We start from the raw sequence: 14,115 nt of genomic DNA, 5'->3' as shown, positions 1-14,115 counted from the left end.
CTCTGGGGTTCCCCGCCATGGATTTCCCGGACCACCACCCCTACGATGTGAAACCATCGTGTTTACAACGGAGGGTCGGGGTCTTGAACCGAAGAATCACCGGGCGAATCGCATTGGCGGCCATGGCGGCTACCGTGTCGATCGGAATGGGCGCGTATCCCGCGACAGCGGATACCCCGACCGCCCCCGGAGTGACCACCACGGCGAAGTCACCCGACGGCTCCTACATCAAGAGCGTTACGGTCAAGGACGACCGGAACATTCAGCTCCAGGTCTACTCCGCCGCCATGGACCAGACCTTTCCGGTGGACGTATTGCGCCCCGCCGACACCTCTGATGCCCGGCCCACCCTGTACCTGCTCAATGGCGCGGGCGGCGGCGTCGACAATGCCTCCTGGCAATTGCGCACCGACGCACTGGATTTCCTTTCCGACAAGAACATCAATGTCGTGCAGGTGATCGGCGGCGCGTTCACCTGGTACACCGACTGGCTCGAGCCCGACAAAGCGCTCGGTGTGAACAAGTGGACGACCTATCTGGGCCGGGAACTGCCGCCGCTGATCGACGTCGCCTTGAATACCAATAGGGTGAATGCCATTGCGGGCCTGTCCATGTCGGGACTGCCGGTGCTGAATTCGGTGATCTTCAATGCCGGGCAGTATCGCAGCGCCGCCGTCTACAGCGGCCTCTCCCAGACCACTACGCCGATCGGGCGCGAGGCCGTCAAGATGACCACGGAGCTCTACGGCGGCGGTGATGTCGCGAATATGTGGGGCGCGGACGACAACCCGCTGTGGGCCGCCAACGATCCCACAATCAATGCCGAAAGACTGCGCGGCACCAATCTTTTCATCTCGACCGGCACCGGAATCCCTGGCATCTACGATATGCCGGGCGGCAAATTCCGCATGGAGAAACCGGCGGACACGGCGGAGACGGTCGCCCTCGGCGCATTCATCGAAGCCAATATCGATGCGTCCACCCACACCCTGCAGGACCGCCTCGATCAGCTGCACATTCCGGCGACCTTCGTCTACCGCAGCACCGGCACCCACTCGTGGGGCTACTGGCAGGACGATCTGAAGACGTCCTGGCCGGTGCTGGCGGCAGGCCTGTACTCCGCGCCTTAGACAGCCGGCGGATTCAGCCGGGTGAAGTCCGCGAGCCGGTAATACGGGTAGTAGGGGTAGGGCGGCGTCACCGCGCTCGCCTTGTCGAGGCGGGCGATCTGCTCGGCGTCCAGGCTCCAGCCGACGGCGCCGAGATTCTGCCGCAGCTGCTCCTCATTGCGCGCACCGACCATAACGGTCGCGACGGTGGGGCGGGTGAGCAGCCAGTTCAGTGCGATCTGCGGAACGGTGTGGCCGGTCTCGGCGGCGAGGTCGTCGAGCACATCCACCACGTCGTAGAGCACCTCGTCGTCCACCGGCGGGCCCGCCGCGGCGGTCCGGTGCAGGCGGCTGCCTTCCGGAAGTGGTTGGCCGCGGCGGATTTTGCCGGTGAGACGGCCCCAGCCGAGCGGGCTCCACACCACCGCACCGACACCCTGATCGACGCCGAGCGGCATGAGTTCCCACTCGTAGTCGCGGCCGACGAGCGAGTAGTAGACCTGGTGGGCGACGTAACGCGGGAGGCCGTGACGGTCCGCTGCGGCAAGGGATTTCATGAGTTGCCAGCCCGCGAAGTTCGAGGCGCCGACGTAGCGGATCTTGCCCGAGCGCACCAGATCATCCAGTGCCGCAAGGACTTCCTCCACCGGGGTGCCCGCGTCGAAGGCGTGCAATTGGAACAGATCGATGTACTCGGTGCCGAGCCGCCGCAGCGAGCCCTCGACCGCGCGGATCAGGCGGGCGCGCCCCGAACCGGCATCGTAGGGTCCGAGGCCGGTCGGCAGGGACGCCTTGGTGGAGATCAGCAGATCGTCGCGGCGGCCCCGAATCGCTTCGCCGAGCACCTCTTCCGAGGCGCCGTCCGAGTAGACGTCGGCGGTGTCGAACATGGTGACGCCCGCCTCCAGGCTGATGTCGACGAGGCGGCGGGCCTGCCGCGCATCGGTATCGCCCCAGGCGCTGAAGAGTTCGCCGCGGCCCCCGAAGGTGCCCGCGCCGAAGCTCAATGCCGGAACCATCAGACCTGATGCGCCGAGCCTGCGGTACTCCATGACAACTCCTAACGGAACTACAGTTTCATTAACGAAATCGACGATACACTCATCTCGCCACAAATGGAACTGGAGGCCCGTTATGGAGCAAGACACCACCGTCCCCGGATCGATCCGCCCAGGTGGGCGCACCGCACGCGTCCGCGATGCCGTGCTGCGCGCCGCCGGTGACCTGCTCACCGAACGCGGCTACGCGCACCTGGATCTGGCCGAGGTCGCCGCCCGCGCCGAGGTCGGTAAGACCACCGTCTACCGCCGCTGGCGCACCCCCGCCGGCCTGGTCGCCGACCTGCTCGTCGAGATGGCGGAAACCTCACTGCCGCACAGCGATACCGGCTCCCTCCGCGGCGATCTGGACGCCAACGCCCACCTGGTCGCCGGCACCCTCACCGACCCCCGCCAGGGCCGCCTCTTCCGCGCCCTCCTCGCCGCCGCCACCACCGACGACACCGCGGCCACCGCCCTGCACGCCTTCTACGACACCCGCCTCATCGAATGGTCCCCCTGCATCGAAATCGCCATCACCCGAGGCGAACTCCCACCCGGCACCGACCCCCGCGCCGTCCTCTCCGCAGTCTCGGCCCCCCTCTACTACCGCCTCCTCACCGCCAGCTCCCCCATCGACGACACCGCCGTCACCGCCGCCGTCGAAGCCGCCACCCTCGCCGCCCAGGCAGGCGTCTTCACCACAGCGGCAACACAACCGGCGAACTGAGCGCATGCCCGAAGGCCTCCTCGTCATCCCTGCGCCGGACAGGAATGCAACCGGTTCGTTAGCCGTATTCGGGCGGGATCCCTCGCGAAAAGTGCTGGTGGCGAGGAGAATTGGTAGATGAAGGGTGATCGCGTGGAGATTGTCGTCGATATGGGCGGCGAGTCTCGGAATTACGAAGTGACGGCCAGCCGAGCAGGCCGGCGCGTCGAGGTGCGCATAGCGCGCGGGGTGGTGGAGGTCAGTGAAGTGACCAGGACCGGAACGACCGTTCGCACCGCACGATTCATGTCCGGAAAGGTTTTGGCGCTGGTCGAGCATCCGGCCGACCACGGAGCACTGCCCGGGGAGTGAAATCCGGGGCGGCGGCACAGCGCCGCCACCCCGCTACTCAGTGCGAAATGCCCACGCGCACGGCGGCGTGCAGTTCGCGCAGGCTGGACCGCTCGGTGGCGACCTCGAGCACGCGAACGCCGTGTGCATGACCGGTCAGCGCCTGCGCCAATTCCGCCGGATCCACCTGCCGGTGCGGTACGCGATAGGCGGCGCACAACGCGGCCAGATCCATACCGTGCGGGGTGCCGAAGACGCGCTCGAAGACGCCCGCGTACTGCGGATCGCCTTGTTCGAGAAGTTCGAAGATGCCGCCGCCGTCGTCATTGGCGACCACGATGGTGAGGTCTTCGGGCCGCGGTTCGCCCGGTCCGATGAGCAGGCCGGACGCATCGTGCAGGAAGGTCAGGTCACCCATGAGCGCGACCGTCCGCCCCGAATGGGTCAGTGCCGCACCGACTGCCGCCGAGACGGTGCCGTCGATGCCCGCCACCCCGCGGTTGGAGAGCACCCGGATACCGGGCCGCGGCTGGGATACCAGGGCGGCGTCCCGCACCGGATTCGAAGCGCCCAGCAGCAATTGATCGCCCTCGTGCAGGGCGTTCATCACCACCGCGGCCACATGCAGACCGGTCGGCTTGGGGTGTCCGTCCAGCTCGGCGCGGACCACCGCCATCGCCTTCTCGTTCAGGTCGCGGCACTGCTCCAGCCATTCGGCGCGCGGACTGCCGTGCGTGACGGCCCGGGTGCCGGTGCCCACCACATTCCCGGACACATCGGGCCAGCGCGGACCGGTGGTGAGCGCGTACACCACCACCTCGGGATCGGCCAGCACCTGCGACACCTGCCGATGCAGGGTGGGCCGGCCGGTGATGATGGCCTGCTTGGGCCGGAGCAATCCGAGCGCGAGCGGATGCAAGGCGGGCCCGTGTTGCGGCGCGGTCGGTTCGGCGACGGTCGGCAGGTCCGCGAGTTCCGGCCGGTGTCCCGCGCCGTGCCCGGAAATGACGACGGTATCGAGGGTGAGGTCGATATCGAGCGGTACGTCCAGGGTCGCGTATTGCGTTGCGGTCCAGGGCGCGTCCTCGGCGCGGCCGACGGGCAGCAGCTCGCCCACGGCCATATCGGGGACCAGCGGTTCGCGCAGCGGAATGTCGAAGTGCACGGGCCCGGCATTGCCGGAGCGGGTGCCACGGGCGGCGGCCAGCACGCGGCAGACGGCGGAGCGCCACACACTGTTCTGCTTGGCGTACGGCTCCGAGCCGGTTTCGGTCTCCGCCAGGCCGAGGCTGATGGTCGCGCGCACCTGGCTGCCGAACAGGCCGAGCTGCTCCACGGTCTGATTGGCGCCGGTGCCGAGCATCTCGTAGGGCCGGTTGGCGCTGAGCACGATGAGCGGCAGGCGCGCGTAGTTGGCTTCGAGCACGGCCGGGCCGAGATTGGCGACGGCGGTGCCGGAGGTCATGACGACGGGCACGGGACGTCCGCTCGCGGCGGTGAGGCCGATGGCGAGGAAGCCTGCGCTGCGTTCGTCGATGCGCATGTGCAGCCGCAGTCGACCGGCGGCATCGGCGGCCTGTAATGCGAAGGCCAGTGGCGCGTTTCGCGATCCCGGGCACAGGACCACGTCTCGCACTCCGCCGCGCGCGAGCTCGTCGACGACGACCTGCGCCTGTGCTGTCGAAGGATTCACCCTCTCAGCCTCTCAGACAGTCGCTCATCACGCTGCGTCAGCCCGCTCACACCTGGTCTTATATACTTAGGGTTTGCTAACCTAAGCCCATGTCGAAGCGACCCAAATACGTCAAACCCGAACACCGCGAAATCCGCACCGCGGAAGTACTGGCGAGCAAACGAATCAGCCCGAACTTCCAGCGTGTCACCCTCGGCGGCGACGGCCTCGCGGGCTTCACCGCAATGGGTTCCGACCAGTGGTTCCGACTGTTCCTGCCGGGTCGCGACAACAGCCTGCGCCTGCCCACCTCCACCAGCAGCCTGGGCTGGTACGCGCAGTACCTCATGATGGGCAAGGAACACCGGCCGCTGGTGCGCAACTACACCGTGCGCGACTACCGCGCCGCCGGGTTCGGCGAATTCGGCAGCACCGCCGAGATCGATATCGACTTCTTCGCACACGGCGACGACAGCCCCGCCTCCACCTGGGCCAACAGCACCACGCCCGGCGACAAGGCCGGAATGCTGGACGAGGGCATCACCTACCAGGCCCCGGACCACACCGATTGGTCGCTGCTGGTGGGTGACGAGAGCGCGCTGCCCGGCATCGCGGGCATTCTGCGCTCGGCGCCGCGCGGCCTGAAAGGCGCGGCGTATGTGGAAATCTCGCACGCCGACGACGCGCAGGAACTGAGCGAACCCGAAGGCGTGCAGGTGAACTGGCTGGTCCGCACGGACCCGAACGCCGAGGTGGGCGCATTGGCCGCGGAGGCCGTGCGCGGTGCGGAACTTCCCGCCAAGGGTGTCTACGCCTTCATCGCGGGCGAGCAGAAGTTGTGCGCCGGAGTGCGGCGATACCTGGCTCAGGACCGCGAAATTCCCAAGGCGGACATCACTTTCACCGGCTACTGGCGAGTAGGCAAGGCCGCGGGCTGAATTCGAGCCGCGGATGCCGAATTCGAGCCGGCGGCGATACCGAGTTCGCGGCCCGATCAGGGCCGCGAACCGGTCATTTGATTAACCAGCGTGACGCTGGATGAGAGCACCGACACGCGGGAGCGCCTCGGCGACATGCTTCTTCGCCGAGTTACGCATCGAGTTGTAGACCTTGGTCAGCGCGGGACGCGACGACGCGGCAGCGCGGTCGTCGGTCACCGAGAGCAGCGCCTCGGAGACCTCGTCCTGCTTGGAGACCAGCAGGTCAGCGAACGACCCGGCGCCGGAAGCCTGGTACTCCGACCAGAACGGCTCGAGCTGCGCGACAAAACGGGGGATGAAGGATTCGAGGGCATCGCCGACAATTGTCGGACTGACCTTCTTGACCGCGGCGTAGCCGCCCTTCACAGCGAGACCCGACGCGCCGCCCTTGTCCGACACCTCAGCATCCAGAACCTCTTTGGCGTCGACCAGGAAGGCCGGACGCTTGGCGTCATCGAGCAGGGATTCAGACAGTGCTGCAACCACTTTCAGGTTCCTCCGGATAGTTTTTCGATGAACGAGCGCATGGAACTATACGCACCGGTGTCCCCGCGCACACGACGCCGATACGCCACGGCTGCCGAAGCAGCAACTGCACTGTAAAGCCTCCGCAATCGATTGGCAGCGTTTCAGTTTCGCGATGTTCACTCGGTCAGACGACCACCTCGCGCGCCGGAAATCTCGTTCGCTGCGGATCAGCTGGCTTCTCGCATGACTGAAACCCGCTGCCGCGATTTCGCGCGCGGCACCGAATCAGCCGAGACGAATCCGGCGGTCGGAGTCACGGGCTCGCGGACGCAACTACTAAGTTCGAGGCTGTGACCTTCAATGAAGCGCTGTGGCAGCCCGTCCCGGGGTTCAAGGACCTCACCGACATTACGTACCACCGGCATGTCGAGCAGGGCACCGTACGAATCGCCTTCGACCGGCCCGAGGTACGCAATGCGTTCCGGCCGCACACCGTCGACGAGCTGTACCGGGCGCTCGACCATGCCCGCATGACCTCCGATGTGGGCGCGGTGCTGCTCACCGGCAACGGGCCGAGCGCCAAGGACGGCGGCTGGGCCTTCTGCTCCGGCGGCGACCAGCGCATTCGCGGGCGCAACGGGTATCAGTACGCCGACGGCGAGACCGCGGACACCGTGGACCCGGCCCGCGCGGGCCGGCTGCACATCCTCGAGGTGCAGCGGCTCATCCGCTTCATGCCCAAGGTGGTCATCGCGCTGGTCAACGGCTGGGCGGCGGGCGGCGGGCACAGCCTGCACGTGACCTGCGACCTCACCCTGGCCAGCCGCGAGCACGCCAAGTTCAAGCAGACCGACGCCGATGTGGGCAGCTTCGACGGCGGCTACGGCAGCGCCTACCTCGCGAAGATGGTGGGGCAGAAGCGCGCCCGCGAGATCTTCTTCCTGGGCCGGCCGTACACGGCGGAGGAAATGCACAAGATGGGCGCGGTCAACGAGGTCGTCGATCATGCCGAGCTGGAGAACGTGGCGCTGGAGTGGACCGCGGAAATCCTCGGCAAGTCGCCGCAGGCGATTCGCATGCTCAAGTACGCGTTCAACCTCAGCGACGACGGACTGGTCGGCCAGCAGCTGTTCGCCGGTGAGGCCACCCGCCTCGCCTACATGACCGATGAGGCCGTCGAAGGCCGCGACTCCTTCCTGGAGAAGCGCGCTCCGGACTGGGCGCCGTACCCGTACTACTTCTGAAAACCCGAAGCTCCGCACCACCGACAGGCACCATGGTGGTTCACGCAGAACGAAGCCACCGATGAACATCCACTCCAAGTTCGCGGCCCGCCCCGTTCTGGACTGCGGCTCCATAGACCTGCGCCTTGGAGCGGAGGGAGGGAAGCGGAGGAGCGGAGGGAGGGAAGCGGAGGGCAAATTAGACACAGCACCCGCCCGCAGCGAAGCGGAGGCAAATCAAACACAGAGGCAGAAAACATGGAGATTCTCAGCAGTCGGTTGATCCTGCGGCCGGTGGATTATCAGCGGACGCTGGAGTTCTATCGGGACACGCTCGACCTGGCGATTGCCCGGGAGTATCCGGGCGGCACGGTGTTCTTCGCGGGGCAGTCGCTCATCGAGGTGGCGGGGCACGGGCGCGGTGACGACGCTCAGGTGGGATTCGGCGGCGCGATCTGGCTGCAGGTGCGCGATTGCGGGGCCGCGTCGGTCCAATTGGCACTGTCGGGGGTGCCGATCGACAAGAAGCCGGAGTTGCAGCCGTGGGGGTTGATCGAAATGTGGGTGCGCGATCCGGACGGGGTGCCGATCGTGCTGGTCGAGGTGCCCGAGGATCATCCGATACGGCGGGACAGTCGTTCGACGCCGAAATGATCGACACGCCACAGCTTTCGACACGGCGACACGCCGCACACGGGTGTGTCACTCACCATGTGCGCAACCCTTAGCACGTATGTAGCTGTGATCTTTTCCGGGGGCGTCGGTTAACGCGGCGTTCATCCGATAGCGCAAACTGGGCGTCGTGTCTGCCGAACTGCTCGTTCTGCTGATCGTTGTTCTCACAGCCTTGGCATTCGACTTCACCAACGGATTCCACGACACCGCGAACGCGATGGCGACCTCGATCGCGACCGGTGCGCTCCCGCCGCGTACTGCGGTACTTCTCTCCGGAGCGCTGAATCTGGTCGGTGCTTTCCTCAGCGTCGCCGTTGCCGCGACGGTCGCCGAGGGCATTGTCGACCTCTCCGAGGTGAGCGGGCGGGCACTGCTCGACATCGTCTTCGCCGGTCTGGTCGGCGGCATTCTTTGGAATCTGTTCACCTGGCTGCTGGGTTTGCCGTCGAGTTCCTCGCACGCGCTTTTCGGCGGGCTCATCGGCGCGACGATCGCGGCGCTCGGCTGGGACGGCGTGATCTGGTGCGCCGGCAACAAAGGTGTGCTCGCCAAGATCATCATCCCGGCGCTGGCCGCGCCGGTGGTGGCCGCGCTGGTCGCGGCGCTCGGCTCGTGGGCGGTGTATCGCATCACCCGCGGCAGCAATGAGAAGTCGGTGAATCGCGGATTCCGGTGGGGACAGATCGGTTCCGCCTCCCTGGTGTCCCTGGCCCACGGCACCAATGACGCGCAGAAGACCATGGGCATCATCTTCCTGGCGCTCATCGCGCACGGCTCCGCCAAGGCCAGTGATCCGCTGCCGCTGTGGGTGATCGTGTCCTGCGCGGTCGCCATTGCCGCGGGCACCTGCCTGGGCGGCTGGCGCATCATCCGCACCCTGGGCAAGGGCCTGGTCGATATCGCGCCGCCACAGGGCTTCGCGGCCGAATCCACCAGTGCGGCGATCATTCTCACCTCGGCGCACTTCGGCCTGCCGCTGTCCACCACGCAGACCGTGACCGGATCCATCCTGGGCTCCGGCCTCGGCCGGCCCGGCGCGGAGGTGCGCTGGGGCGTCCTGGGCCGCATGGTCGTGGCCTGGGTGCTCACGCTGCCGCTGGCCGGTGTGGTCGGCGCGCTCTGCTGGGGCATCCTGGACGCCATCGGCGGAACCGCGGGCGTGCTGGTGGTATTCGCGCTGCTGATCGTGGTGGCCGGGGCAATCTGGATGCGCTCCAAGCAGACCGCGGTGAACTCGCACAATGTGAACGACGACTGGCAGGGCGAGACCGCCGCACCCGTCCGCAAAGACGACCATGTCGGCAATGGAATCGGATAGGAGCGCGACGCGATGCATACCTTCCTGTCCAATCTGACCGACCTGTGGCGGGTCACCGTGGCCGCCTTGGTGTTCGGCGCCGGACTGCCCATCGTGTTCGCGCTGGGCATTCGCTATCGGGCGCAGATCGACGACGGCGCCACCGGATCCACCCGGACCGTGGCGCTCACGGTCTCCGCAGTCTGTTTCGCCGTGGTCATGATCGCGGTGGTGGCCGGTGTGCTGTTCATCGCACGCGGCTTCCTCGCCACCCGACTCGGAATTCATCTGCTCGGCGCCTGACGCCGCCGGATCGAAAGGCATGCTGGTGAGCACCCCCGAACCGCCGAACACCGACCCCACCCCTGCGCCGCAGCAGCGTTCCAATGTGTTGCAGAAGGTCCTGGACTGGCTCAAAGCCGGTTATCCACAGGGCATTCCGCAGTCCGATTACGTGGCGCTGCTGGCGGTGCTGCATCGCCGGCTCACCGACTACGAGGTGCATCTCGTGGTCGAGGATCTGGTGAGCGAGCGGGTGGCCACCGGAGAGATCGCACTCGCCGATATCGAGGCCGCCATCGCCCGAGTTGCCAAGGAGCAACCCGGCGAGGACGATATCGCTCGAGTGGCCTCCCGGCTGGCAGCCGGTGGATGGCCGCTGGCGACACCGACGTCCGACTGACAGCTCGACCGACCACTATCGAACCCCGGCGGCGGACCCCCCTAGGTGCGCAACCACCCCACGAGATGACACGATCGCGAACGTGAGCAATACCCTCCGCATTCTTCCCATGCCCACCGGCGCATCGGTAGGCGAAGTATTGCCGCATCTGCGCGAAGCCCTGGAAGGCACCGGGCCCACGTGGCTGCCGGTGCCCACGGCCGATCGCCGCGAGGCGCAACGGCTCAGCAGCAATCTGCGCCCCGGCGAAGAGATCGACGACGATGTGGCGCTGGTGGTCACCACCTCGGGAACCACCGGAATACCCAAGGGCGCCATGCTCTCCGCATCGGCGTTGCGGGCCAGCGGGGACGCCACCCACGAGCGGCTGGGCGGGCCCGGGCAGTGGCTGCTGGCGCTGCCCACCCATCACATCGCAGGTATCCAGGTGCTACTGCGCAGCATCCTTTCAGGTACCGAACCGGCCGTGCTCGATGTCACCGACGGCTTCCTGCCGGAGGGACTGGCCGGTGCGATCGCCGGTATGCGCGGGCCGCGGCGCTACACCTCGCTGGTGCCCACACAGCTCATCAAGGCCCTCGACGAGCCCGCGGCGGCCGCGGCCCTCGCCGAACTCGACGCGGTGCTCATCGGCGGCGCAGCCACCCCGAAGCCGGTGCTGGAGCGCGCTCGCGCCGTCGGCATCACGGTGTTCCGCACCTACGGCATGAGCGAGACCTGCGGCGGCTGCGTCTACGAGGGCATCCCGCTGAGCGGCACCGAGGTGCGCATCCAGGACGGGCGAGTAATGCTCGGCGGAGCCATGCTCGCGAAGGGCTACCGCAATCAGCCCGAGCATCCGGCCTTCGCCGAACCCGGCTGGTTCCGCACCGAAGACGCGGGCACCTACGAGAACGGCGTCCTGAACATCTCCGGCCGCCTGGACGAAGCCATCATGACCGGCGGCCTGCTGGTACTCCCCCAGGTGGTCGAGGCCGTCCTCATCACCCACCCCGCCATCTCCGAATGCGTAGTCCTGGGCCTGCCCGACGCCCGCCTCGGCCAGCGCGTGGTCACCGCCATAGTCACCGCGCCCGGCGCCACCGCCCCCACCCTCGAAGAACTCCGCGAACACGTGGTCGCCGAACTCGACGCCATCGCCGCCCCCCGCGAACTCGCTGTCCTGCAAGAACTCCCACTCCGCGGCCCCGGCAAGCCCGACCGCGCGAAACTCCGCGAACTCCTCCGCACCACCTCTCCCAACTGAGCCACACCTGTCGCCCCGCACGCCCCCGGCAGCCCGGCACGGCATCGGTACGCCCCCGTCAGCCCGGCACGGCATCGGCACACCCCCGTCAGCCCGGCACGGCATCGGCACACCCCCAGCAGCCCGGCACGGCATCGGCACACCCCCAGCAGCCCGGCACGGCATCGGCAGCCCGGCATGCTTTTGGCCGGGATCCACAGCGGCTGCGATGGATCCCGGCCGTAAGCGCGCCGGGCTGACGAGGCTGGACGGCCGACGGCGGGCGCTATCCGAGCGTCACGTCATCGATAGGTCGGGCTGCGAGAACAGCGCAGGCAGCGTTGCAGCGAGCGTCGGTGACACGGCCGCTGCCAAGTCCGGCGGCACGGCTGCCGCAAGCTCGGCGGGAACTGCTGCGGCGAGCTGAGACGGTATGCCTGCTGTGACGAGTTGCTCACGGGGGTCGGCTGTTTGCGGTGTTTCGGTGGCCGGTGCCGGGTCGGATTCCACAGCCGCGGCGATCGGCTTTCGGGCTACGTCGCCCTCGAGGCGCAGGGTGTTGTAGGCGTTGACGCCGGAGATGATGCCGACCGGGACGCCGATGGCGAGGCTGCCTATGGTGCCGCCCATGCTGCCGAGAATGGCTGCGCCGGTGAGGCAACCGCCGGCGAATCCGGTGGCGGCGCCGGCGAGGGCTGCGGAGAAGGTGCCTGCGGTGCCGGCGCCGATTCCGCCGGCGAGGCAGCCGATGGCGAGACCGGTCGCGCCGCCGAGGACCGCGCCCAGGGCGACGGCCAGGCCGAATTGGGTTCCCACCGCACTGTAGGCGTCGTTGATGTCCTTCTGGCGCTGCACGGGATCGGATTGCGGTTTCGGCCCGGGCGCGGGAGCCGATTGGTCGGGCTGACCCGACGGGTCGTCGACATAGCCGGTGATCGGCACGCTGGCGGGGGCCTTACAGGTCGGATCGGGCAGATCCGTTGCGCGCAGCGGCTTACCGGCCGCCGCGGCCTGCAGCGCATCGGCGCGCGAGGGCAGGTGGGAGATGGGCACCGTGCCGATCGGGCAGGGCACGGCGGCATTGGGCCACAAGGCCATTGGCGAGCCGAGGGTCAGCGTATTGCCCATCACGTACCGGCCCTGTGCGTCCAGCGCCTGGAAGTTGTTGAGCAGCTGCAACTGTCGCTCACCGCCGGGCCCCGGCTGGGTGGGGTCGGATCCGGTGCCGGGCGCCTGCACGATGAGAGAGCCGATCGGCGTAGTCAGGTAGGCGGACATATCGGTGAGGTCGCCGGTATAGACGACACCCTGCATGACTCCGACCGTCACCCGTGACATGCCCTCGCGCACCGCCTGCTCATGCGGTGTCAGGTCCGCCGTATTTCCCGGGAGCGGCGGCGGAATCTCGCGGCCGAAGGGCACGTGGTGCAGTGTGCTGCGATCCTCGCCGAGAATCAGATTCCCGGAGTGGTCGCGCAATTGATAGTGGTTGTTGCCGATAATGCTCACGGCGACGTCCGGGCCGTAGATGGTGGACAGCCGCCGATAGGCATTGCTGCGCAGGTAGACGTCGCCCGCCAGATCCATATCGTTCTCCCCGCACAGCGGATCGCGCGGCGGGATGGGTCCCAGCGGATCGTCGGCGTCCGGCAGCGGCGGGCAGTTGAGCAGCAGCTGATCCGAGCCCGGCGCATCCGAATGCGTGGCAGCCGGCTGCGCATCCGACGTGTCCAGATCGAGCGGCGCGGCATGCGCGGAGACAGCGGTGACCACCGCAGTGAGCGCGGTCAATGCCGCGGTCAGGGTGACGGAGACGACTCTCAACGGAACCTCGCAATCCATGACGCGCGGAAAGAACCGGGGCGAACTGACGAGAGAGCAAAAGAGCTGGACGACAGGCTAACAAGCCCCGGCCGGATTCCCGGGGAGCCCGACGCCGACCGTCGTGGCATGGGTGGTGGCCTGCGAAAACCCCGCGCAAGCCCGCCTTGCACGCCCATGCAAGAGCGATGCATGGGGCGTGTAAGACCTGCTCCGCAGAGTGTGTGTCATGACTTCTTACACACCTGCTGAGACACTCGCCATCGAGGCGGAGGGGCTGGTCAAGGTCTTCGGGGAGCAGCGGGCTGTCGACGGCGTGAGCCTGGCGGTTCCGCGGGGCGCCGTGTACGGCGTGCTCGGCCCCAACGGAGCCGGTAAGACCACCACCATCCGCATGCTCGCCACCCTCATGAAGCCCGACGCCGGCAGCGCCCGCATATTCGGCCGCGACGTCCTGACCGAACCCAATGCGGTGCGCAAACTGGTCGGCGTGACCGGCCAGTACGCGTCCGTCGACGAAAAGCTCACCGCCACCGAGAATCTGGTGATCTTCTCGCGGCTGCTCGGCCTGTCCAAGGTCGACGCCCGCCGCAAGTCCGCCGAGCTCCTGGAGGAGTTCGGGCTGGAGGACGCCGCGAACAAGTCGCTGGAGAACTTCTCCGGCGGTATGCGCCGCCGACTCGATCTGGCCGCCAGCCTGATCGCGGCCCCGCCGCTGCTGTTCCTGGACGAGCCGACCACCGGTCTGGACCCGCGCACCCGCGCCCAGATGTGGGAGACCATCCGCCGCCTGGTCCGCGAGGGCTCGACGGTGCTGCTCACCACCCAGTACCTGGACGAGGCCGACCAGCTGGCCGACCGGATCG

Annotated in this window: 15 protein-coding genes; 11 read left to right on the top strand and 4 right to left on the bottom strand. The window is 67.6% G+C overall.

All coding sequences use genetic code 11. The annotated features are described in order from the left end of the window. Positions 1–83 precede the first annotated feature (83 nt). The gene (locus tag JWN03_RS04825) at positions 84–1,130 is read left to right on the top strand and encodes an alpha/beta hydrolase (RefSeq protein WP_297610280.1); all 1,047 of its coding nucleotides are present in this window, start codon (positions 84–86) and stop codon (positions 1,128–1,130) included. On the opposite strand, the gene JWN03_RS04820 is transcribed toward JWN03_RS04825, so the two are convergent. Then, positions 1,127–2,161, bottom strand: coding sequence for an aldo/keto reductase (locus JWN03_RS04820; RefSeq protein ID WP_297610277.1), 1,035 nt, complete (start codon positions 2,159–2,161; stop codon positions 1,127–1,129). The genes JWN03_RS04825 and JWN03_RS04820 overlap by 4 nt on opposite strands. Before the next feature lie 82 nt (positions 2,162–2,243). On the opposite strand from JWN03_RS04820, the gene JWN03_RS04815 reads away from it, so the two are divergent. Both JWN03_RS04815 and JWN03_RS04810 read left to right on the top strand, forming a co-directional pair. Next, positions 2,244–2,876 (top strand): TetR/AcrR family transcriptional regulator, encoded by a 633-nt coding sequence (locus JWN03_RS04815; protein ID WP_297610275.1) that lies wholly within the window; start codon positions 2,244–2,246, stop codon positions 2,874–2,876. Positions 2,877–2,993: 117 nt separating this feature from the next. Then, positions 2,994–3,227, top strand: coding sequence for a hypothetical protein (locus JWN03_RS04810; RefSeq protein WP_297610272.1), 234 nt, complete (start codon positions 2,994–2,996; stop codon positions 3,225–3,227). Positions 3,228–3,264: 37 nt separating this feature from the next. On the opposite strand, the gene menD is transcribed toward JWN03_RS04810, so the two are convergent. Beyond that, positions 3,265–4,899 carry a 2-succinyl-5-enolpyruvyl-6-hydroxy-3-cyclohexene-1-carboxylic-acid synthase gene (gene menD / locus JWN03_RS04805; protein WP_297610269.1) on the bottom strand — a complete coding sequence of 545 codons (1,635 nt, stop codon included), beginning with the start codon at positions 4,897–4,899 and terminating at the stop codon, positions 3,265–3,267. Between the two features lie 89 nt (positions 4,900–4,988). On the opposite strand from menD, the gene JWN03_RS04800 reads away from it, so the two are divergent. Beyond that, positions 4,989–5,816 carry a siderophore-interacting protein gene (locus tag JWN03_RS04800; protein ID WP_297610266.1) on the top strand — a complete coding sequence of 276 codons (828 nt, stop codon included), beginning with the start codon at positions 4,989–4,991 and terminating at the stop codon, positions 5,814–5,816. Between the two features lie 81 nt (positions 5,817–5,897). Here the strand turns inward: JWN03_RS04800 and JWN03_RS04795 are convergent, their stop codons facing one another. Beyond that, positions 5,898–6,344: a DUF6918 family protein gene (locus tag JWN03_RS04795; RefSeq protein WP_297610263.1), complete on the bottom strand. Its 447-nt coding sequence runs from the start codon at positions 6,342–6,344 to the stop codon at positions 5,898–5,900. A gap of 332 nt (positions 6,345–6,676) precedes the next feature. Between JWN03_RS04795 and JWN03_RS04790 the strand changes: the two genes are divergently transcribed. The 6 genes from JWN03_RS04790 to menE all read left to right on the top strand — a co-directional run bounded on the left by JWN03_RS04790 (position 6,677) and on the right by menE (position 11,449). After that, entirely contained in the window at positions 6,677–7,570 is an 894-nt protein-coding gene (locus tag JWN03_RS04790) for a 1,4-dihydroxy-2-naphthoyl-CoA synthase (RefSeq protein WP_297610259.1), read from the top strand. 237 nt (positions 7,571–7,807) lie between these two features. Continuing rightward, on the top strand, positions 7,808–8,203 hold the full coding sequence (locus tag JWN03_RS04785) for a VOC family protein (RefSeq protein WP_297610256.1): 396 nt from the start codon (positions 7,808–7,810) through the stop codon (positions 8,201–8,203). 148 nt (positions 8,204–8,351) lie between these two features. Then, entirely contained in the window at positions 8,352–9,542 is a 1,191-nt protein-coding gene (locus tag JWN03_RS04780; RefSeq protein ID WP_297610254.1) for an inorganic phosphate transporter, read from the top strand. Between the two features lie 12 nt (positions 9,543–9,554). Next, entirely contained in the window at positions 9,555–9,824 is a 270-nt protein-coding gene (locus tag JWN03_RS04775; protein ID WP_297610252.1) for a hypothetical protein, read from the top strand. Positions 9,825–9,849: 25 nt separating this feature from the next. Beyond that, positions 9,850–10,203, top strand: coding sequence for a DUF3349 domain-containing protein (locus JWN03_RS04770; protein ID WP_297610249.1), 354 nt, complete (start codon positions 9,850–9,852; stop codon positions 10,201–10,203). A 109-nt stretch (positions 10,204–10,312) separates the two neighbouring features. After that, positions 10,313–11,449, top strand: a complete 1,137-nt coding sequence (menE, locus tag JWN03_RS04765; protein ID WP_297610326.1) for an o-succinylbenzoate--CoA ligase — start codon at positions 10,313–10,315, stop codon at positions 11,447–11,449. 276 nt (positions 11,450–11,725) lie between these two features. Here the strand turns inward: menE and JWN03_RS04760 are convergent, their stop codons facing one another. Then, complete coding sequence (locus tag JWN03_RS04760; protein WP_297610246.1) at positions 11,726–13,252, bottom strand: hypothetical protein; 1,527 nt, start codon at positions 13,250–13,252, stop codon at positions 11,726–11,728. Between the two features lie 226 nt (positions 13,253–13,478). Here JWN03_RS04760 and JWN03_RS04755 point away from each other — a divergent pair. Beyond that, positions 13,479–14,115 (top strand): ABC transporter ATP-binding protein (locus JWN03_RS04755; RefSeq protein ID WP_297610243.1); only part of this gene is annotated, 637 nt, incomplete at its 3' end.

Origin of the sequence: Nocardia sp., from assembly GCF_025465275.1 — a bacterium.
Classification (GTDB): Bacteria; Actinomycetota; Actinomycetes; order Mycobacteriales; family Mycobacteriaceae; genus Nocardia.
Note: the sequence above shows the minus strand (reverse complement) of the source record. Positions and strands in the feature narration are given on the sequence as shown.